Genomic DNA, 21,257 nt, shown 5'->3' with positions numbered 1-21,257 from the left:
ACGGCTACCGAGTGGTCGCGCCGACTGGTGGCGCAAACGGTCTAGGCAGACTAGCGAGCGCTTGGCGCTGCCATGGGGACAAAACCGACAGCGAGCGTTCTGTGCGCGGCACCCGTGCCAGTCAGAGCACGACGGTGCGGTTGGCGTTGAGGAACACGCGCCGCTCGAGGAAGTAGCCCACGGCCCGGGCCAGCGTCAGGCACTCGATATCCCGGCCTTTTGCCACCAGATCCTCGGGGTAGTGCGCATGATCGACGCTTTCCACCCCCTGGGTGATGATCGGTCCTTCGTCGAGGTCATTGTTGATGAAGTGAGCCGTGGCGCCGACCAGCTTCACCCCCTTCTGATAGGCCTGGTGATAGGGTTTCGCGCCCTTGAAGCCGGGCAGCAGCGAGTGGTGGATGTTGATCGCCCGGCCGTCGAGCCTGCGGCACAGCTCGGCGGACAGCACCTGCATGTAGCGAGCGAGCACCACCAGTTCGGCGCCGGTGTCCTCGACCACCTGCAGCACCCTGCGTTCCTGCGCCGGCTTGTCGTTGGGGTCGAGGGCGAAGTGGTGATACGGGATGCCGTTCCAATCGGCCAGGGGCTTGAGGTCCGGGTGGTTGGAGACGATCGCGGTGATGTCCATCGGCAACTGGCCGGTGCGCTGACGGTAGAGCAGATCGTTGAGGCAATGATCGGCCTTGGAGACCATGATCACCACCTTGGCGCGATAGCCTGGCGGCGTCAGCTCGGTGCGCATCTCGAAGGGCGCGGTGCGCTCATCGAGGCCGGCGAGAAACGCCGCCTCGTCGAAATCGGCCTGGACGCGGAATTCGACGCGGATGAAGAAGCGGCTGGCCAGCCGGTCATCGAAGCTGTGGTGCTCGGTGACATAGCAGCCCTGCTCGAACAGGTAGCGGGTCACCACATCCACGGTGCCCAGCAGGCTCGGGCAGTGAGCGGTGAGAATCCAGGTGTCGGGGGTGCGGCTCATGAAAGCGATTCCTTGTGGTGATCGCTCCCATGCGCCGGCCGGCAGTGCACGACGGGGAGCGTCATTGGCTGCGCTAGTGCGCGGCCTTTGGGAGTGGTGAAGCTAAAGCAGGAGCGACGGTCAGCATTTATTCTGTGGGAGCGGGCCATGCCCGCGATTTTTCGCGGGCATGGCCCGCTCCCACAGTGGGTTACAGCAAAGAGACCTCAGGCCTCCACGGCCAGCCCGTACTCGGCGCTGGCATCCTGCAGCCACAGCCAGAAGTAGTCGGAGAAGCTGCGGCGGATCAGCAGTTCCCAGGTCTCCTCGCCAGTGCGGCGAATCACCAGTTGGGACTTGGCGAACACCGTGCCGACCGCCTTGCCCACCGGAAAGTTTTTCGGGTGAACGTCGTAGCTGCTGGACTTCATCAACAGCTCGCGCACCTTGGGCCCACGCAGCTCCAGCAGGGTTTGCCCACCGCTGACGTTGACCACCGAAATATGCTGACCATCCAGGGTCTCGCGCAGCGTGCGCTCGACCTCGAACTCGCTGCCGCCAGGCACGATCAGCAGCCATTCATCCGGGCCCAGCCACTGCAGCGAGGTATCGCCGTTGGCTACCAGGGTCAGTGCGCCCGGCAGCTCCAGGCCGAGGGCCTTGTGTACACCACCGGCAAAATTGGCATCGTCGGCGTCGCCACGCAGGACCAGATGGCCGAGCAGGCTCTTCTCGCGCAGGCTGACGCCAGCGCCCTGGCGGCCCTTGCCGGCCAATTCGTGCAACCCGGCATGGTGCAGGGACGACTGCCCGGCGATGTCGGCAGGGCGTTGCTGATAAAGATTGGCGTTAGACATTCTGGCGATCCCCTTTCGGGTCATAGAACACGGAGCTGACGATTTCGGCCTCGATCACGCTGCCATCGACCAGCGGCGCGAAGACCCGCTCGCCGATGCGCTTGAGGCCGCCCCTGACCAGGGCCATGGCGAAGGAATGGCCCATCGCGGCGCTCATGTAGCTGGAGGTGACGTGGCCAACCATGGTCATCGGAATCTGCTGCTTGGGGTCGAACACCAGTTGCGCGCCTTCTGGCAGCACCTTGTTCGGATCCACCGGCTTGAGGCCGACCAGTTGCTTGCGGTCTTCCTTGAGGGTGTCTTCGCGATTCATGCCGCGCCAGCCGATCCAGGAGAACGGCTTGGTACGCCCGACGCACCAGCCCATGTTCAGGTCGTCCGGGGTGACCGAGCCATCGGTATCCTGGCCGACGATGATGAAGCCCTTCTCGGCACGCAGCACGTGCATGGTCTCGGTGCCGTATGGAGTCAGGCCGTGCTTCTGGCCGGCGGCGATGATCTTCTCCCACACCCCCAGGGCATAGTTGGCCTGGACGTTGACTTCGTAGCTCAGCTCACCGGTGAAGGAGATCCGGAATACCCGAGCCGGCACGCCGCCGACGTTGCCTTCCTTCCAGGTCATGAACGGGAAGGCGTCCTTGTCCAGGTCGATATCGGTGACTTCGGCCAGCAGCTTGCGGCTGTTGGGGCCGGACAGGGTCATGGTCGCCCAGTGGTCGGTGACCGAGGTGAAGTACACCTTCAGCTCCGGCCATTCGGTCTGATGATAGATCTCCAGCCATTCCATCACGCGGGCAGCGCCGCCAGTGGTGGTGGTCATGACGAAATGGTTGTCGGCCAGGCAGGCCGTCACGCCGTCGTCGAAGACCATGCCGTCTTCCTTGCACATCAGGCCGTAGCGGGCCTTGCCCACGTCCAGCTTGGTCCAGGCGTTGGTGTACACGCGGTTGAGGAACTCGCGCGCATCCGGGCCCTGAATGTCGATCTTGCCCAGGGTCGAGGCGTCGAGAATGCCCACCGCGTTACGCACGGCCAGGCACTCGCGGGCCACGGCGGCGTGCAGGTCTTCACCTTTTTTCGGGAAGTACCAGGGGCGCTTCCACTGGCCGACGTCCTCGAACTCGGCGCCGTTTTCCAGGTGCCATTTCTGCATGGCGGTGTAGCGCTTGGGCTCGAACAGATCGCCACAATGACGGCCGGCGATGGCGCCGAAGGTCACCGGGGTGTAGTTCGGGCGGAACATGGTGGTGCCCATTTCACTGATGCTGATGCCCAGCGAACGGGCGGCGATGGCCAGGCCGTTGATGTTGCCCAGCTTGCCCTGGTCGGTACCGAAGCCCAGCGCGGTGTAGCGTTTGACGTGCTCGACCGACTCGAAGCCCTCCCGCGTGGCCAGCTCGATACCGGCGGCGGTGACGTCGTTCTGCTGATCGACGAACTGCTTCGGTGCACGCGCGGTGTTCTTGTCGTGCGGCACCTGGAACAGCGCAATCGAGGCTTCCTCGATGCGCTTCTCGGCCTTCGGCAGCGTGCCGCTCACCGGCTGGAAGCCCACTTCGGCGGCCGCCTTGGCACCGGCCTCGAAACCATCGGCGAGGCTGTCGCCCATGCCGAACACACCGTTCACGGCACCGGCGCAATGACGTTTCTGGAAACCGTCACCCGGCACGAAAGCGAGGATGTCTTCACGCCAGACCGGACGACCGCCAAGGTGCGACGCCAGGTGCACCACCGGGCTGTAGCCGCCGGAGCTGACGATCAGGTCGCAGTCGAGGGTCTCGCCCGGGCTGGTGACCTTGTGCCTGGCAGCGTCGATGGCGCAGATGCGCGCACCGGTGACACGCTTGCTGCCACGCGCCTCGACCACAGCGCTGCCGGTGAGCACGCGCACGCCACGTCGGCGCGCTTCCTCGACCCAGCTGCCGCGCGGGTTGCTGCGCGCGTCCGCCACGGCCACCACCTGGCGACCGGCGTCGAGCCAGTCGAGCACCACGCGGTAGGCGTAATCGTTGTTGGTCGACAGCACCAGCTTCTGCCCGGGCGCCACGCCATAACGGCGCACGTAGGTCGACACGGCATCGGCCAGCATGTTGCCGGGCACGTCGTTGTTGGCATACACCAGCGGGCGCTCGTGGGCGCCGGTGGCCAGCACCACGCGGCCGGCACGCACACGGTGCAGGCGCTGGCGCGGTTGGCCGATTGGCGCGACTTCGCCGAGGTGGTCGGTGAGGCGCTGGTGGATGGTGAGGAAGTTGTGGTCGTGGTAACCGTTGACCGTGGCACGCGCCAGCAGGGTCACTTCCGGCATGGCCTGCAGCTCGGCGATGGCCTTGGCGGCCCACTCGGCAGCCGGCTTGTCGTCGAGCATCTCGCGGGTAGAGAGCAGGCTGCCACCGAGCTCTTCCTGTTCATCGGCGAGAATGACCCGGGCGCCACTGCGGCCGGCGGCCAGGGCTGCAGCCAGCCCGGCAGGGCCGGCACCGACAACCAGCACGTCGCAGTGCTGGTTCAGGTAGTCGTAGATATCCGGGTCGTTCTCTTTTGGCGCGCGGCCGAGGCCTGCAGCCTTGCGGATGTACTTCTCGTACGTCAGCCAGAGGTTCTGCGGGTACATGAAGGTCTTGTAGTAGAAACCGGGCGGCATCATGCCGCCGCCGACCTTGCCGAGAATCCCCATCAGGTCGGTGTTGACGCTCGGCCAGCCGTTGGTGCTGGTGGCCGTCAGGTTCGCGTACAGCGCCTGCTGAGTTGCCCGCACGTTGGGGATCTGCGCCGCTTCGGCGGAACCGATCTGCAGCACGGCATTGGGCTCTTCGGCGCCGGCGGCAACGATGCCGCGCGGGCGCGAGTACTTGAAGCTGCGGCCGATCACGTCGACGCCGTTGGCCAGCAGCGCGGCGGCCAGGGTGTCGCCGGCATAACCCTGATAGCTCTGGCCGTTGAAGCTGAAGGTCAGCGGCTGGCTGCGATCGATGCGGCCACCCTGGGAAAGACGATTGACCTGGCTCATGCCGTTACTCCTTGGTCGACGGCCTTCTTCTCGGCGAGCGAAGCCTCAGTGACGCTGGGGCGCTCGCCAATCTTGTAGGTTTCGAGAATCTCGTAGCTCACCGTGTGGCGGGTGACGTTGAAGTACTGACGGCAGCCTGCTGCGTGAATCCACAGCTCGTGGTGGATGCCACGCGGGTTGTCGCGGAAGAACAGGTACTCGCCCCACTGCGCATCGGTGCAGGCATTCGGATCCAGCGGGCGGGGAATGTGCGCCTGGCCGCCAGCGTGGAATTCTTCTTCGGAACGCAGTTCGCCACAGTGAGGGCAGAAGATGTGCAGCATGTTCGGTACCTCCAGAAAACCATCGTCCCTCTCTCAGCGAGAGAGGGCGCCAAAATCAGTGCGCCACACCGGCTGCGCCGTGCTCGTCGATCAGCGCACCGTTGTGGAAGCGCTCGATGGAGAAGGCCTTGGCCAGCAGATGCATCTCGCCCTTGGCCAGGCTGGCCGCGAACACGTTGCCCGAGCCTGGCGTGGCCTTGAAGCCACCGGTGCCCCAGCCGCAGTTGAAGAACAGGTTCTTCACCGGGGTCTTGGCGATGATCGGGCAGGCGTCCGGCGTGGTGTCGACGATGCCGCCCCACTGACGGTTCATGCGCACGCGCGAGAGCACCGGGAACATCTCGACGATGGCCTGCAGGGTGTGTTCGATGGTCGGATAGGAGCCGCGCTGGCCGTAGCCGTTGTAGCCGTCAATCCCGGCGCCGATGACCAGATCGCCCTTGTCCGACTGGCTGATGTAACCGTGCACGGCGTTGGACATGATCACCGTGTCGATGATGGGTTTGATCGGCTCGGAGACCAGCGCCTGCAGCGGGTGCGATTCCAGCGGCAGGCGGAAGCCGGCGAGCTTGGCCAGGTGACCGGAGTTGCCGGCGGCGACCACGCCGACGCGCTTGGCGCCGATGAAGCCCTTGCTGGTTTCCACGCCGATCACCGCGCCGTCCTGCTTGCGAAAGCCAATGACTTCGGTCTGCTGGATCAGGTCGACGCCCAGGGCGTCGGCGGCGCGGGCGAAACCCCAGGCCACGGCGTCGTGACGGGCGACGCCACCGCGGCGCTGCAGCGAGGCACCGAGGACCGGGTAACGGGTGTTCTTCGAGCAATCGAGGTAGGGAATCATCTCCGCCACCTGCTTGGCATCGACCACCTCGCCATCGATCCCATTGAGGCGGTTGGCGCTGACGCGGCGCTCGATGTCACGCATGTCCTGCAAGGTGTGGCCGAGATTGAACACACCGCGCTGGGAAAACATGACGTTGTAGTTCAGGTCTTGCGATAGACCTTCCCACAACTTCATCGCGTGCTCGTAGAGGTGCGCGGACTCGTCCCACAGGTAGTTGGAACGCACGATGGTGGTGTTACGTGCGGTGTTGCCGCCACCCAACCAGCCCTTTTCGACCACGGCGACGTTCTTCACGCCGAACTCCTTGGCCAGGTAGTAGGCGGTAGCCAGGCCATGCCCGCCACCGCCGACGATGATCACGTCATACACCGGTTTGGGAGTCGGATTGCGCCACATGCGTTGCCAGTTTTCGTGGTGACTGAAGGAATGCTTGAACAGGCCGAAGCCGGAATAGCGCTGCATGGGAGACTCCTGAATTCTGTGTGTTGCCGTCTGGCTGGCGGCCCGTAGGGTGGATCACGCTTTACCGATCCACCGATGCGCGGTGGAAGGAAACAGCGCCTCCCACCCTACGAATTAGCGATACACCGGGTAGTCGGCACACAGCCCGGCAGCCAGGCCGGCTACCTGAGCCTCGACATCGGCATCGCCGAGATGCTCGAGGATGTCGGCGATCCAGCCTGCCAGTTCACGGCACTGGGCTTCCTTGAAACCACGGGTGGTGACCGCTGGCGTACCGATACGCAGGCCGGAGGTCACGAACGGTGACTGCGGATCGTTGGGCACGGCGTTCTTGTTGACCGTGATGCCAGCGCGCCCGAGGGCTGCGTCGGCATCCTTGCCGGTGATGCCCTGCTTGATCAGCGAGAGCAGGAACAGGTGGTTGTCGGTACCACCGGACACCACATCGAAACCGCGCTCGATGAACACCTCGGCCATGGCCTGGGCGTTCTTGATGACCTGCGCCTGGTAATCCTTGAAGCCAGGCTCCAGCGCCTCCTTGAAGCACACCGCCTTGCCGGCGATCACATGCATCAACGGGCCGCCCTGGGCACCGGGGAATACCGCAGCGTTGAGTTTCTTCTCGATCTCTTCGTTGGCCTTGGCGAGGATCAGGCCGCCACGGGGCCCGCGCAGGGTCTTGTGGGTGGTGGTGGTGACCACGTCCGCAAGGGGAATCGGGTTCGGATACAGACCAGCCGCAACGAGACCGGCAACGTGGGCCATGTCGACGAACAGGTAGGCGCCGACCTTGTCGGCGATGGCACGAAAACGCGGGAAATCCAGGGTCTTGGAGTAAGCCGAGAAACCGGCGACCACCATCTTCGGCTTGTGCTCGATGGCCAGGCGCTCGACTTCGTCGTAATCGATCAGCCCGGTGTCGGTATCGATGCCGTACTGCACGGCGTTGTACAGCTTGCCGGACGAGCTGACCTTGGCCCCGTGGGTCAGGTGGCCGCCATGGGCCAGGCTCATGCCGAGAATGGTGTCGCCGGGCTGCAACAGCGCCAGGTACACGGCAGAGTTGGCCGAGGAGCCGGAGTGCGGCTGCACGTTGGCGTAATCGGCGCCGAACAGCTGCTTGGCACGCTCGATGGCCAGCGCCTCGACCTTGTCCACATGCTCGCAACCGCCGTAGTAGCGCTTGCCCGGATAGCCTTCGGCGTACTTGTTGGTCAGCCCGCTGCCCTGCGCCTCCATCACCCGCTTGCTGGTGTAGTTTTCCGAGGCGATCAGTTCGATGTGATGTTCCTGACGACGCTCCTCGGCATTCATCGCGCTGAGCAGTGCGTCATCGTAGCCCTGGATCTGATCTTGCTTGCTGAACATCACGTATCTCCCCGAGGCGCCTGGAGGCGCCGCATCTGGCTCGGTTGCTCGATATGAGTCTTGTTGCAGCGATGGTATGACTCGCCCTCGAGAACCAGATGCCTATGCACGCCACGGGAGATTGCGTTTGCGACATGACCGAGTGTCGCAATTGCACATGCCGCAAACTCAGATGAATCGCAGTGCGACCAGCGCGAGAAAGTGCCCGGGATAGAACAGATAGGCCCAGCGTCGTACCGGTGGTACCGGGAATGGCGGACGGATGCGCAACAGCAGCAGACCGACCAGCGGGGCGAACAGGCAGATGGCGAGCACGCTCCAGGCGAACGGGTCGCCCCGGGCGGCGTCGCGATAGAAAGGCGCCCAGTAGTTCGCCGCCAGGCAGCAGACCATCGGCAGCAGCCAGGCGCCATGAGGCTTGCGCAGCGCCAGCAGGAACGCCGCCGGCAATACCGCGCCGAAAGCGCCGAACATCAGCCACTCATGGCCGAACACGGCGATCAACAGCGCCGCCCCACCCAGCCAGCAGGCCTGGGGCTGCGGGCGCTGCACCGCATTGGCGATCAGCAGGCCGAGCACTAGGGTCGGCAGCACGTTGAGCGATTCCGCCGAGGGCACCAGCAGCCGGTAGGGCCACTCCGATAGCAGCGAGAACAGCAGCAACCAGCCGAGATAACTCAGCGATACGGCGCCGGAATCACCCACTCTCGGTCGCGCAACGTTGGCAGCAATGGCCAGACAGAACAATGGAAAGGCCAGACGACCAGGTACGTAGAGGAAATACAGGGAGGGCCAGACATGGCGAAGGTGATCGATCAGCATGGTCAGCAGCGCCAGCCATTTGATCAGATCGAGGGCCGCGTCACGGCCGAAAGGCATTGGCTGAGCAAGTGATGCTGGAGGCATGTGCACGCGTCACGCTGGGATATGAGGCTGCACGGTAGAGGCTCTGGCTGCCTCGACGCAAATCAGAAGGCGGCGCAGGGCTAAACCCTGCGCCGCCGGTTCGAGGCTTACTGCAGTTTGGTGTTGCAGCTGCTCGAGGCCGTGACCAAGCGCTGCTGCAGCGCGGCATCCGGCGGCACCTGCTTGCTCATCTCGGCCATTTCGGCCTCACTGAACTCCTCGCTGACCTTGGTCGCAGCGCAGTCGCAGAACGCCGTCAGCTTCTCTTGCGAGTGGCCGGACTGGGCGCCTTTCACGCACTCCTGCACGAAGGTCGACTTGGCTTCGGGGGACCAGGGTTCGGCTGCCACGGCCGGCAAGGCGAAGGCGAGCGGTGCGAAAAGTGCGATCAGATGACGGTAGCTCATGGTGGGCTCCTGTAGCTTGGAATCGGCGAGTCCTTGATTACGACTCTCTGCTTTGTGAGCCCACAGACTGCCGTGAGTTCAGAATGATTGCCCTCGACGAGCCCTGAACAATATGTCGCGCCAGCGAGTTCTAAGGCTGGCCAAGGCGGGCTAAAGTAGCGGCATACGCCCGGTTGGGGCGAAGCAGACAAGGATTTTCCAATGCCCGACAACTCCCAGCAATTCGCCAGCGACAACTACTCGGGCATCTGCCCCGAGGCCTGGGAAGCCATGGCAGAAGCCAATCAGGGACACCAGCGCGCCTATGGCGACGACGAATGGACGGCCCGCGCCGCCGACCACTTCCGCAGCCTGTTCGAAACCGACTGCGACGTGTTCTTCGCCTTCAACGGCACCGCCGCCAACTCCCTGGCGCTCTCCGCGCTGTGCCAGAGTTACCACAGCGTGATCTGCTCGGAGACCGCCCACGTCGAGACCGACGAGTGCGGCGCGCCGGAATTCTTCTCCAACGGCTCCAAGCTGCTTACCGCCCATACCGAGCAGGGCAAACTGACGCCCGCCTCGATCCGCGAGATCGCGCTAAAGCGCAAGGACATCCACTACCCCAAACCCCGCGTGGTGACACTCACCCAGGCCACAGAAGTCGGCACCGTTTACAGCCCCGAAGAAATCCGCGCGATCAGCCAGACCTGCGAGGAACTCGGCCTGCACCTGCACATGGACGGCGCGCGCTTCTCCAATGCTTGCGCCTTCCTCGGCTGCAGCCCGGCGGACCTGACCTGGAAAGCCGGTGTCGACGTGCTCTGCTTCGGCGGCACCAAGAACGGCATGGCAGTCGGCGAAGCGATCCTGTTCTTCAACCGCGAGCTGGCCGAAGATTTCGACTACCGCTGCAAGCAGGCCGGGCAGCTGGCCTCGAAGATGCGTTACCTGTCAGCACCCTGGGTCGGCATCCTGCAGAACGATGCCTGGCTGCGTTATGCCAAGCACGCCAACCACTGTGCACAACTGCTCGCCAGTCTGGTGGAAGACGTGCCCGGCGTGAGCCTGATGTTCCCGGTGCAGGCCAACGGCGTGTTCCTGCAGATGTCCGAACCGGCCCTCGCCGCCCTGACCGCCCGCGGCTGGCGCTTCTACACCTTCATCGGTGCTGGTGGCGCACGCTTCATGTGCTCCTGGGACACCGAGGAAGCCCGCGTCCGTCAGCTGGCCGCGGATATCCGCGAAGTGATGAGCGCCTGAGCCCATCGCTCCGGCCGGCCACGGCAGGGCGTACTGCGCCCTGCCAGTCCAGACAAGCGAATCGCCCTCCATAACGCTGCACAGATGCATAGCAAACAGCTTAAAAACGAAATAGCCACACACTAGGTTGCCCGCTGCGCCCCTGCTTCGGTGAAAAACGACACACGTCATGGATGAGAACAGTAGTTTGGGGCAATATTGAGTACATTCTAAACACCAGGTAAACGGATCACTGGAGCCAACCAGGCCTGCCTGGTCTTATTGCAGGAAGCAAATATATGTCCAAGCCCGCAGCTCGCCAAAGCGATCAAGACTCCTGCCGACTCCCGGGGCACGGCGCTAACCCTACCGTTACCGGCTCTCCTGACGTTTTGATCAACGGCCTGCCGGCTCTGCGCGTAGGAGATAGAAGTGCTTGTGGCGATACTGTAGCCGAAGGCATGAGCACCATTCTGGTCAATGGATTACCCATCGCTTTTCTTGGCAGTTCGACCAGTCATGGAGGCACAATTATTACGGGATCTGGAGATGTACTGGTTGGTAATCAGCACATCCCTGCCCCTTCACCCCTCCTGTGCCGATGCGTGGAGCCTTTAGTTGCCAGTTGCAACTCTCTGCATCTAATGGCCAACCCTATTCGTGCCTACCATATAGGGTGATCCTGGAAGATGGTTCGATTCAGAAAGGGATTACCAATGCATCTGGCACTACCCAACCTATACGAACGCTCACGCAAATGGCCATTGCCAGTGTGAACCTGCTGCCACCGGCCCTCACTACGAACTGCTGCGATCGGCACGCCCCGGCCCAATCGAATGGATTATCAATTCCTCTAAATGGCGTGCAAACCGCCGCAAGTGCTGGAGCGAAAGTACCGCCTTTATCAGTGAGCAAAAGCGACAGTTTCCGGATGCTGACCAGTGGCGAGCTAGCCATGGCGCAAAGCCTGTTCAAAGACTCGGTGGATTACACCAAGATCAAGATCCACAGCGAGGAATACCTGCCGTTCGGGCTACAGCCAGACAATACTGCGATGACCCCGAATGGCGAGATGTATTTCAACCCCGACTACTACAAAGAAGACTTCTCCCTTCTGCCTAATGACCAACATTGGTTCATACACGAGATGGTGCATGTATGGCAGTACCAACTGGGGTATTGGGTGAAACTACATGGTCTTCTGCTGCACCCTGGCAAACTTTGGGGGCTTCTGGGTGACCCTTATCAGTACGAACTGAAGCCGGGCGATAAATTGCAAGATTTCAATATGGAACAGCAAGGCGATGTCATCGCCGATTACTATTGTTGGTCGGCCGGTAACTCCACAAGGAGCGCCAGCGGTCGCCGAGTAACCAGCATAGATATTTACAAGAGCGTCCTTAGCGATTTCCTGAGCAATCCAAATGACCGCAAACTGCTACCGTAGCGCTCTACTCTCCGTAATGGTCTTCGGCTTTCTATGTGACGGGCATGCAATGTCTCGACACCACGATGGTGACGCTCGCGTATGGATACGCAATGGCGCGCTATGCATAGGCGCCGACGAAACTTATGAAGTGCCTGGTTTGTTTTCCCGCAAGGCTAGCCTCGATCAAAATCATGTCGTGCTATATGCGGTTCAAGTCAATCGTCCGTCGGCTCAAGTCTGGGAAGCCAGTACACCACCCGGTGCCACAAGTTCTACCTTACGACTACGATCGGACACCTGCATCGAATATGGCCAACCTATTGTTTCCTTAGAAAACCAGGTGCCACCTCAAACGCTCAAGCCAGATATTTATGAAGTTTTTCTACAGGCCGGCGACCAGAAAAATCGAAGAGCCTGGTTCTACAAACGCTTCTGTTTGATCGATGAGGCTGGCAACTGGTCTGTTAGAGACGCTGAACGAATAGAGGGCACGCATGAGTGGCGCTGCAAGCCCTTGCCCACCCCATAAGCCTTAGCTCCCTGCGGTCAACTCGTGCCGCCCCAAGATCCCTCCAGGGGCGAGGTCCCAGCCTTGCGCCAGTTCGCTACGTTGACCGCGAAGCTATTTGAGCGACGGCTGGCGCTTCTACACCTTCATCGGCGCCGGTGGCGCACGCTTCATGTGCTCCTGGGACACCGAGGAAGCCCGCGTCCGTCAGCTGGCCGCGGATATCCGCGAGGTCATGGCCGGCTAAGCGCACGGTCGGACGGCAAGCAAACAAGGTGGATCGCGGCGCTCGCCTGATCCACCCACCCTCCTCGCAAAACCTCCCACACGTCTCAGGCACTCTGTGGATAAAAGCCACGGCCTGTCGGTGCGCGGGAATCAGCACGGCTGCGCTGCAGTTCGCGAGCGACAGCATCCTTGGCGGCATAACTTCTGCTGATAAGAGGCGATTTCAGGCGACTGGGGATAAACACCGACACCATCCCCAGATCACGTGGACGATGGTGTGGATAAGCTGTCGGCAACGGGCTACACGCCAGGCAGTTCGGCGCCTCTGGCGATTCGTACAAAAAACGTTCTATTTCAATGAGTTGTCTTACGGGTTACGCACATTCACTGTGCAGCAACCCTTTCACAAGCTGTGCATATGTAGCTGCAGCCCAAATACCACGGCGCCTGCAGGGAGCTGATCTTTTTTTGATCAGCCCATTTGACGGTCGATTCATCCACAGCACCTTTGCAGCGTTGCCGGCGCATTGTGGACAGCCGTCCCCACAATCCGTGGATGATGACGGGGATAAACTGTAGGTAAGCCGCTACATCCCACGCCCCACAAGGGCTGCAGTAATTCGATTGAAAACCGTTCTATTTCAACAGCTTGAAGAGTTATCTACACACAGAAGCTGTGCGCTTACCTGTGCATAAGGTGTTCAGACCGGGCTGCAAGCCAATGGGAAAGGCACCTGGGGCGAGCTGATCACTTTCTGATCACCAGTCGAAACCCCGGCGCCCAGGCAGTCGAGAAACCTCGATAAGCATCAGAGCTGTGTACAGATGAATCGCCTACTGAGCTCTTTTCCCCCAAAGTCCGTGGATCAAGCTGTGAATAACCTGTCGCCACTCCGCTACAGGCCAGCATGCACGGTGCTTGCGGAAAATAGATCAAAAAGCGAACGATTTCATGAGGTTGATAAATCCGTCAGGGCCGCTGCAGACCCGAGCAAGGCCGCAGGTTCTTCACAATAGCTGTGCATACAATTGTGGATAACCTGTCCAGCGATGCTCAACCGTCAACGCCTGCAAAGCCTGTCGAGGATTGGCGAGTTTTCGCTCGCCTCCCACGTCGCCGCGTCAGGTGGGGATCGCCCGTTGATAGCACAGGCGATCAATCGAATAGCACAGCGATCGACACCGAAGCTTGCGCACAATTACTGTGTGCCCGGCTGTGGATAAGCTGTTCGACACTGCCTGCAGCCCAGGCGCTGCGTGGCCCAGGCAAAGCTGTCTACTTTATGACCAATGACTGGAGCGGTCAGTAATCGATGCTCACGTCGTTACGTGGCACGCTGCAGCAGGACAGGATGTATCCCTCGGCCACGTCTTCGTCGGTGATCCCGCCGTTGTGCTCCATATCCACATCGCCGGCCGTCTTCAGTACCTTGCAGGTTCCGCAAATCCCCATCCCGCATGCCTTGGGGATATGCAGCCCGAGCTTCGCCGCCGCCGCGTGCACCGTCTCGCCAGGGCCGACCTGAATGCTCTTGCCGGTGCTGGTGAATGCCACCTGATTGAGATCTGCAGCCGGCACGTCCGGCGCATCGGCAGCCTGCTCGGCCAGTTCCTTGACCTCCTCGCGCACGTCTGCCGGTACCGGGCCGAAGGCCTCCTCGTGGTAGCGGCTCATATCGAAGCCCTTGGCCTCGAGCAGCCGCTTGACCGCCGCCATGTAGGGCGTAGGCCCGCAGCAGAAGATCTCCCGCTGCAGATAGTCCGGCGCCATCAGCTGCAACATGGGCTCGTTGAGGTAGCCGCGATAGCCCGACCAGGCTTCGCCCAGACCATGCTTCTCGCAGATCACGTGCAGATTGAAGTTGTTGATCCGCGCCGCCATGTGCTCCAGCTCACGGTGGTAGATGATGTCCTTGGGCGAGCGCGCGCTGTGCACGAAGACCATGTCGACGTTGGCATTGGTGTCGTAGAACCAGCGGGCCATCGACATCACCGGGGTGATGCCCACCCCGCCACTGAGAAACAGCACCTTGTCCGCCGGAAAATCGATGGCATTGAACAGCCCGACCGGACCATGCACCGCCAGCTCCTGGCCTTCGGACAGGTTGTCGTGCAACCAGTTGGACACCTTGCCGCCCGGTACCCGCTTGATGGTGATGGAGAAGCTGTAGGGCACCGAGGGTGAGCTGGAGATGGTGTAGGAGCGCATCACCGGCCGGCCTTCGATCTCCAGCTCCAGGGTGACGAACTGACCCGGCTTGAAGAAGAACAGCACCGGCTGGTCGGCCATGAAGCAGAAGGTGCGCACATCCCATGTTTCCTGGATGACCTTGACGCAGCGCACCACGTGGCGGCCATTGCTCCAGGTCTGGGTAGTGACGGGATAGAGGAATTCGTTCGACATGGTCGTTTCTCTCGCGCACGCAGGCCGCTCACCGGCCCTGTCTCTGCCGCGATTGTGCGCAACGCACCTGTCGTTCATTTACCTGCCAGCGACATCGGCATGCTAACGGCGACCTGCCCCGTAGACACTGGCCTACCGAGTCGGGAAATGATTCGGCCATGTCGCCCATGGATAAGGTTCACGCCGCGCCCGGCTCCACACTCGCCCCCAGCCGAACAGGATAAGAGCGCCAGCCGCAGCCCCCTCTGAAAAGCGCCAATCGGCAGGCGCCCAGGGGTGCGATGCGCCACCTTGCGTACCACCGCAATAGCCACTTTCACGGCCAGCGCAGCGCGCTCGCCACGAGGAGTTCTCCGATGACCGTCACCTCCACACTGAGCCTTGGCGACCCGCTGGAACCGGCACGCGCCGCAGCCGCCGACATGCTGCAGAACCGCGAGCGCACCTTTTCCCTGCCACAGCCGTTCTATAACGACGAACGCATGTTCCAGCTCGACATGCAGGAGATCTTCCACAAGGAATGGCTGATCGCCGGCATGACCTGCGAGATCCCCACCAAGGGTAATTACCTGACGCTGCAGATCGGCAACAACCCGATCATCGTCATCCGCGGTGCCGAGGGCAGCGTGCATGCTTTCCACAACGTCTGCAGGCATCGCGGCTCGCGCCTGTGCACCAGCGACAAGGGCAAGGTGGCCAAGCTGGTCTGCCCCTACCATCAGTGGACCTACGAGCTGGATGGCCGCCTGCTGTTCGCCGGCACCGAAATGGGCGCCGACTTCGACCTCAAGGACTACAACCTCAAGCCGGTGAGCTGCAAGACCGCTGGCGGCTACATCTTCATCTCCCTGGCCGAGAACCCACCGGCCATCGACGAATTCCTCGCCACCCTGTCGCACTACATGGAACCGTACGACATGGAGAACGCCAAGGTGGCGGTGCAGACCAACCTGTACGAGAAGGCCAACTGGAAACTGGTGCTGGAAAACAACCGCGAGTGCTACCACTGCAACGGTTCGCACCCGGAGCTGCTCAACACCCTGCTGGAATGGGACGACACCAACGACCCGCGTGCCAGCCAGGCCTTCAAGGATCACGTTGCCGAGTCCGCGGCCAAGTGGGAAGCCGAGAAGATCCCTTACCTGCACGCGGGTTTCGGCCTGCGTAACCGCATCGTGCGCATGCCCCTGCTCAAAGGCACCGTGTCCATGACCATGGACGGCAAGCAGGGCAGCCAGAAGCTGATGGGCCGCATCCAGAACCCCGACCTGGGCTCGATGCGCATCCTTCACCTGCCGCACTCGTGGAACCACTGCATGGGCGATCACATGATCGTCTTCACCGTGTGGCCGATCAGTGCCCAGGAGACCATGGTCACCACCAAATGGCTGGTGCACAAGGATGCCGTCGAAGGCGTCGACTACGACGTGGCCCGCCTGCGCCAGGTATGGGACGCCACCAACGACCAGGATCGCCGCCTGGCCGAAGAGAACCAGCGCGGCATCAACTCCACCGCCTACCAGCCCGGCCCCTACTCGAAGACCTACGAGTTCGGCGTGGTCAATTTCATCGACTGGTACAGCGGCCGCATGCTCAACAACCTGGGCGCCGCGCCTGCGCCCTACCTGCGCGACGTCAAGGCGCAGTAAAAACAAGGGCTGCAAAAAGGCGAAAGCGGACCTTCGATTTGGTGGGCTAAAGCCCACCCTACAGCCGCGCATCTAACAGTAGGGTGGGCTTCAGCCCACCAATTGGTGCCCGACTACGAACGGCGGCTTTCGCCTTTAACCTACCAATGCTCCGCGGGGCCTCTCCCTGCCCGTTCGATTTATGAACGGAATGTTTCACAGCATTTCACGCCCGTAAGCGAAACAATCGAGGCAGTCCCGGCCATCGGCACACACGCGGTTTTCTCTGCGAAGCAGCCCGGCCACGCGCTTCCACTTTCGCGAGGAAACCACCGTGAGCGTGAAACCACTGAGCAAAGGCCCCAACGATCAGGCAGGCGGTGACGGCCTGCGTTTCGACAACGTCATGCGTCTGAGCCTGAAGGCCGAAGGTAATCCCAAGCCCAAGGAAGACCGCGTCGCCACCGACAACGAGACGTGGCCGCCAGTGGACAAGACCCAGGTCGAAGCGCCCAAGGATGGAAAGATCCGTTACCAGTTGAATGGTCAGGGCGTGGTGGTGGACCGCTCGGTCAACCCCGAGCTGTACAAGTTCCTGCTCAACCTGCATGCCCTCAACCAGTCCCCCGAGCAGAAGGCCCAGGTGGTCGCGGCGATGGGCGACGACCACGCCATCGCCGACCGCAATACCGAGGTGCAGAAGGCGGGCGACTACACCCAGTTCAAGTGGCAGGGCAATCTCGAAGACACCGAGGTGATCACCTACATCACCGCCAACGGCGAAACCGTCAGCGTCTCCAAAGCACTGACCCCAGAGCTGTTCGCTTCTGTGCAGCAGATCGGCCTGTCACGCTATACCCTCGAGCAGCGCGTGGCCGATGGCCGTGAAGTCGCCGGTGCCGACACCTATGTGGCCGAGCACGACATTGCCGTCTGGGGTAGCCCGGACGAGTTCGGCAACGGGGTCATCCAGTTCGAGACCAAGGACGGCAAGAAGTACGTCGTATCCGAACACGAAAACAAGGAAATGTACGACCGGGTCGCCGGGATGTGGAGTGACCACGTCAAAGGCGGCGACTCGATCCAGGACCTTCGTGACAAGTACGACCTGCCCGACCTCGATGCACTGGATCTGCTCGGCCAGAGCAGCGGCGAGAAGGCCAACAAGGACAACAAGGAAGAGATGACGGTGGTCGAGCTGGCCACCAAGAACCTGCTCGACAAGTACAAGAAGCTCATCGACGACGGCAAGGTCGACAAGGACAGCGACGTCTACAAGCTGGTCAAGGCCATCGAGGCCAAGGCAGCCATGGAAAGCGGGCACCGCATCACCCCCTACATCGAAGACCCACGCGGTGGCGACACCACCTGGCGGAAGTTCGACACCGATGGCGAGACGCTGAGCGAAGAGGATATGCAGGACATCCTCAACGGCAACTCGGTGGATAAGCTGCTCAGCGAAATGTTCACCAGCGGCGACGGCGAGAAGGACAAGATCGGCAAGGAATTCCAGGCCGAGCTGGACAGTGCCATCGAGAAAATCAGCGGCGAGGACAAGACCAAGCTGGCCGACGAGATCTACGAAACCCTGACCAGTCTGGACTTCGTCGAATACCTCGCGGACATGAAGAAACAGGGGCTCGACAGCGAGGGCCAATCGGAAGTCGCCCGCCTCGCTTCGAGCCTCGAACTGCTCGACCCGGAGCGCGCCCGCAAGGCCGAGTCGGAGCTCAAGCAGAACAGTATCCTGGTCGAGATCGATACCCTGGTCGGCGACCCTGGAGCGATCCCCGACGAATACAAGGAGATGGCCTACAAGGACATGGGGGCGCTGATAAAGACCGTGCTCAAGTCCGCCGACATCCCTCGCCGCGTCCAGGACAGCATCGAGAAGTTCTACAACGAACTGCTCAACGACAAGACCAAGATGGCCGACTTCGTCGAGCTCAGCAATCAGCTCAACAACGGCACCATCAGCCAGGCTGATTTCGACCAGCAGCTACAAACCAAATACATCCCGGCGGAAGTCAGCAAGGATGACTTCACCAGGGCCATAGGCACGCTCAACCAGTACGGCGTACTTGGTACCATCTCCGCGTTCGGCTCGCTGGGCGGCGCGATTTACATGCTTTCGGCCAAGAACGGTCAACTGTCCGACGAGCCATTGGAACGCCTTGCCATCGCCAAGGATTTCATCACCTTCCTCAGTGGTGGTGCGCAGTTCGAAAAGACCAAGATCTTCGACAAGTTCACCAAGACCAATACCGCCGAACTGCTGGGCCTGAGCAAAACGCTGCCGGAAATCTGGGGCAAGGAAAATGGCACGATCGGCAAGAAGATCGAAGGCTTCCTGCGCGAACGCGGCATCTCCGGTATCCCCGACGCGGTAGAGAGCCGCGCCAACAGCGTCATCGAGCTCGGCTCGCTGAATGGTGGTGGCGGCGGCAACGTACTCGATCAGGTCAGGCTTTCGGCTGAAGCCGCAGGCATCGGCCCCCTGGACGACGACGGCATTCGCGCCCTGCTGGACGACGTCGTCCAGCGTGCCGGCGGCAATCCACCCGCAGACTACTCGCGCTACAACAGCCTCAATCAGCTCGCCAACGAGCAGAACCTCGTGATAACCGAGGACACCATCAATCAGAGTATCGCCGAAAGACAGGCCGCGGCGGGTCTGGGGCAGGTGCCCGACGATGCTTCGATTCTCGAGTTCGCCGATCACCTGGAAAACGCAGCCAGTCGTCCGCTGCCGCCCTCCACGACATCCTCAGGCTATTCGGTCTACGAAGATGCGGTGGAGTTCTTCGAAGAGCGCAATATCGCTCCACCCAGTGTCGAATCCTTCGAGCGGGTGATGAGTGAGCGTACCTCGGCGGCACCCGGTGCAGACGTGGAGCTGGATCGTCAGGCCATCGAACAGATGTACGAGCAGGACAACCGCCCACCACCCGCAGCGGACGTGCTCGATGACGCCATCGAACCGATCAACGATGCCATCCGCAACAATCCTCCGGCGCAGAGCGTCGTCGACAACGCGACCGTTCGCGACGCCCTGAGCCCCAACGGCGCGGTAGACGTGCCGTCCATCAAGCCCGGCCTGGCGGCAAAGATTGGCGGCACGCTGACCAAGGTGCTGGGCGTGGCACCGGACATTCTCAGCGTTGCGGATATCGTCATGGGCGGCTACGCGATCAAGGACGCCATCGCCAACAACAGCGATATGGGCAAGGCGGCTGGTGCCCTGCAGATCATCAGCGGCGTGGCGGGCACAACGGCCGGCGTGATCGGCACCGCCGGCCTGTTCGCCAGCATCGGCGCGCTGGCTGGAGCGACCGGCCCGCTGTTTCTGATCACCGCGGGCCTCGGGCTGATCGCCGGCATTATCGGCATCTTCGTCGACCACGAGAAAAAACAGAAAGCCACCGACAAGGAAGGCCAGTGGTTCAAGGATCTCGCCGAACTCGGCCTGACCCAGGAAGACTGGGGCGACAAGCTCGAGTACGCGCGCTACAGCTTCTACGAGTACGAAGGCCGCGACGCCCCGGCAGGGCAGAGCATCTACGACTACCAGAAGGATGAATGGGAGCACTTCAAGGAAACGCCCCAGGAAGGTGGCTCATCCATCAACCGTCTGGATGACGACATGCACCTGGCCAAGTTCGACAAGGACTTCTATCAGGACAATCGCGAAGTCATGCACACCATCCGCGAGCGCTGGGACGACTGGAACGGCAAGGACGCCATCGTCAGCAAGAAGGACCTGGAAAAGATCGCCAACGGCGACGGCAGCGACGCAGAGAAGGCGGCCGCACGCTTCCTGCTCGACAACAGCGAGTTCTTCGACCAGCTCGATACCCAGTGGGGCAAGGGCGGCCAGGATGGCAAGGTAAGCACCAACGATCTCAATACCTGGCTGAAGATGGTCGGCGCCCATGAGGACCAGTACGACCGAGCCTTCTTCGACGAGCACAAGGGCATCATCGACACCATCCGTGATCGCTGGGACGACTGGAACGGCAAGGACGCCATCGTCAGCAAGAAGGACCTGGAGAAGATCGCCAACGGCGATGGCAGCGACGCCGAGAAGGAGGCGGCGCGCTTCCTGCTCGACAATCAGGGCTTCTTCGACCAGCTCGACAACCTGGCCAAGAACGACAAACGTGACGGCAAGATCAGTACCGGCGACCTGGAAACCTGGTTGAAAGCCATCGGCGTGGAGAAAACCGACAAGAGCGAGCTGACCTACAACCCCAACGAAAACACACCGGCCTGGCGGGTGATGCGCGGTTGATTGGCCAGAACGGTTCGATTGGCAATGGACTCCTCTGGTGGGCTGAAGCCCACCCTACTCCCCAGGGGCCTCAACCGTAGGGTGGCGCTTTAGCCCACCAAAGCCATCAACGCCGATGGTGGCTGGCTATTCAGAGCATGCGGTTCAGTACTTGGGGCTGTGGCCGTTGTTGTGGTGGGCTGAAGCCCACCCTACTCCACAGGGGCATCAACCGTAGGGTGGCGCTTTAGCCCACCAAAGCCATCAACACCGATGGTGGCTGGCTATTCAGAGCATGCGGCTCGGAGCTTCGGGCTGCGGGCGTTGTCGATGGTGGGCTGAAGCCCACCCTACCCCCAGGGGCATCAACCGTAGGGTGGCGCTTTAGCCCACCAAAGCCATCAACACCGATGGTGGCTGGCTATTCAGAGCAT

14 protein-coding genes and 1 pseudogene are annotated in these 21,257 nt (G+C 61.7%); 6 read left to right on the top strand and 9 right to left on the bottom strand.

Annotated features, from left to right (window positions below; all coding sequences use genetic code 11):
* Positions 1–121: 121 nt before the first annotated feature.
* The 8 genes from purU to ACT9T4_RS08770 all read right to left on the bottom strand — a co-directional run bounded on the left by purU (position 122) and on the right by ACT9T4_RS08770 (position 9,135).
* On the bottom strand, positions 122–979 hold the full coding sequence (gene purU, locus ACT9T4_RS08805) for a formyltetrahydrofolate deformylase (RefSeq protein ID WP_499116531.1): 858 nt from the start codon (positions 977–979) through the stop codon (positions 122–124).
* 206 nt (positions 980–1,185) lie between these two features.
* Positions 1,186–1,815 carry a sarcosine oxidase subunit gamma gene (locus tag ACT9T4_RS08800; protein WP_042553866.1) on the bottom strand — a complete coding sequence of 210 codons (630 nt, stop codon included), beginning with the start codon at positions 1,813–1,815 and terminating at the stop codon, positions 1,186–1,188.
* Positions 1,808–4,825, bottom strand: coding sequence for a sarcosine oxidase subunit alpha (locus ACT9T4_RS08795; protein ID WP_499116529.1), 3,018 nt, complete (start codon positions 4,823–4,825; stop codon positions 1,808–1,810). The genes ACT9T4_RS08800 and ACT9T4_RS08795 overlap by 8 nt, the downstream gene beginning before the upstream one ends.
* Positions 4,822–5,148, bottom strand: a complete 327-nt coding sequence (locus ACT9T4_RS08790; RefSeq protein ID WP_042553864.1) for a sarcosine oxidase subunit delta — start codon at positions 5,146–5,148, stop codon at positions 4,822–4,824. The genes ACT9T4_RS08795 and ACT9T4_RS08790 overlap by 4 nt, the downstream gene beginning before the upstream one ends.
* 55 nt (positions 5,149–5,203) lie before the next feature.
* On the bottom strand, positions 5,204–6,454 hold the full coding sequence (locus ACT9T4_RS08785) for a sarcosine oxidase subunit beta family protein (RefSeq protein WP_499116526.1): 1,251 nt from the start codon (positions 6,452–6,454) through the stop codon (positions 5,204–5,206).
* A 114-nt stretch (positions 6,455–6,568) separates the two neighbouring features.
* The gene (glyA, locus tag ACT9T4_RS08780; protein ID WP_042553862.1) at positions 6,569–7,822 is read right to left on the bottom strand and encodes a serine hydroxymethyltransferase; all 1,254 of its coding nucleotides are present in this window, start codon (positions 7,820–7,822) and stop codon (positions 6,569–6,571) included.
* A 168-nt stretch (positions 7,823–7,990) separates the two neighbouring features.
* A complete protein-coding gene (locus tag ACT9T4_RS08775) occupies positions 7,991–8,701 on the bottom strand; it encodes a TraX family protein (RefSeq protein WP_499116524.1) in 711 nt (236 codons plus the stop codon).
* Between the two features lie 134 nt (positions 8,702–8,835).
* Entirely contained in the window at positions 8,836–9,135 is a 300-nt protein-coding gene (locus ACT9T4_RS08770; RefSeq protein ID WP_042553860.1) for a hypothetical protein, read from the bottom strand.
* Positions 9,136–9,336: 201 nt separating this feature from the next.
* Between ACT9T4_RS08770 and ACT9T4_RS08765 the strand changes: the two genes are divergently transcribed.
* From ACT9T4_RS08765 to ACT9T4_RS08750, 4 genes and pseudogenes are all read left to right on the top strand, one after another.
* Positions 9,337–10,377, top strand: a complete 1,041-nt coding sequence (locus tag ACT9T4_RS08765) for a threonine aldolase family protein (RefSeq protein WP_499116522.1) — start codon at positions 9,337–9,339, stop codon at positions 10,375–10,377.
* A gap of 278 nt (positions 10,378–10,655) precedes the next feature.
* Positions 10,656–11,036 (top strand): PAAR domain-containing protein, encoded by a 381-nt coding sequence (locus ACT9T4_RS08760; RefSeq protein ID WP_499116521.1) that lies wholly within the window; start codon positions 10,656–10,658, stop codon positions 11,034–11,036.
* 77 nt (positions 11,037–11,113) lie between these two features.
* Positions 11,114–11,803, top strand: coding sequence for a hypothetical protein (locus ACT9T4_RS08755; protein ID WP_499116519.1), 690 nt, complete (start codon positions 11,114–11,116; stop codon positions 11,801–11,803).
* Positions 11,804–12,420: 617 nt separating this feature from the next.
* Positions 12,421–12,540: pseudogene (locus ACT9T4_RS08750) on the top strand (threonine aldolase); the annotation flags it as partial.
* Between the two features lie 1,284 nt (positions 12,541–13,824).
* Here ACT9T4_RS08750 and gbcB read toward each other — a convergent pair.
* Entirely contained in the window at positions 13,825–14,925 is a 1,101-nt protein-coding gene (gene gbcB / locus ACT9T4_RS08745) for a glycine betaine monooxygenase reductase subunit (protein WP_042553858.1), read from the bottom strand.
* Between the two features lie 356 nt (positions 14,926–15,281).
* Here gbcB and gbca point away from each other — a divergent pair, with 356 nt between their 5' ends.
* Positions 15,282–16,574, top strand: a complete 1,293-nt coding sequence (gene gbca, locus ACT9T4_RS08740) for a glycine betaine monooxygenase oxygenase subunit (RefSeq protein ID WP_179539323.1) — start codon at positions 15,282–15,284, stop codon at positions 16,572–16,574.
* A 313-nt stretch (positions 16,575–16,887) separates the two neighbouring features.
* Positions 16,888–20,844, top strand: a complete 3,957-nt coding sequence (locus ACT9T4_RS08735) for a hypothetical protein (RefSeq protein ID WP_499116516.1) — start codon at positions 16,888–16,890, stop codon at positions 20,842–20,844.
* Positions 20,845–21,257: the final 413 nt, after the last annotated feature.

The sequence above is a fragment of the Pseudomonas sp. SZ40 genome, from assembly GCF_052958135.1.
The sequence above is the reverse complement of the archived record's forward strand: the minus strand, read 5'-3'. Positions and strand labels throughout refer to the sequence as shown.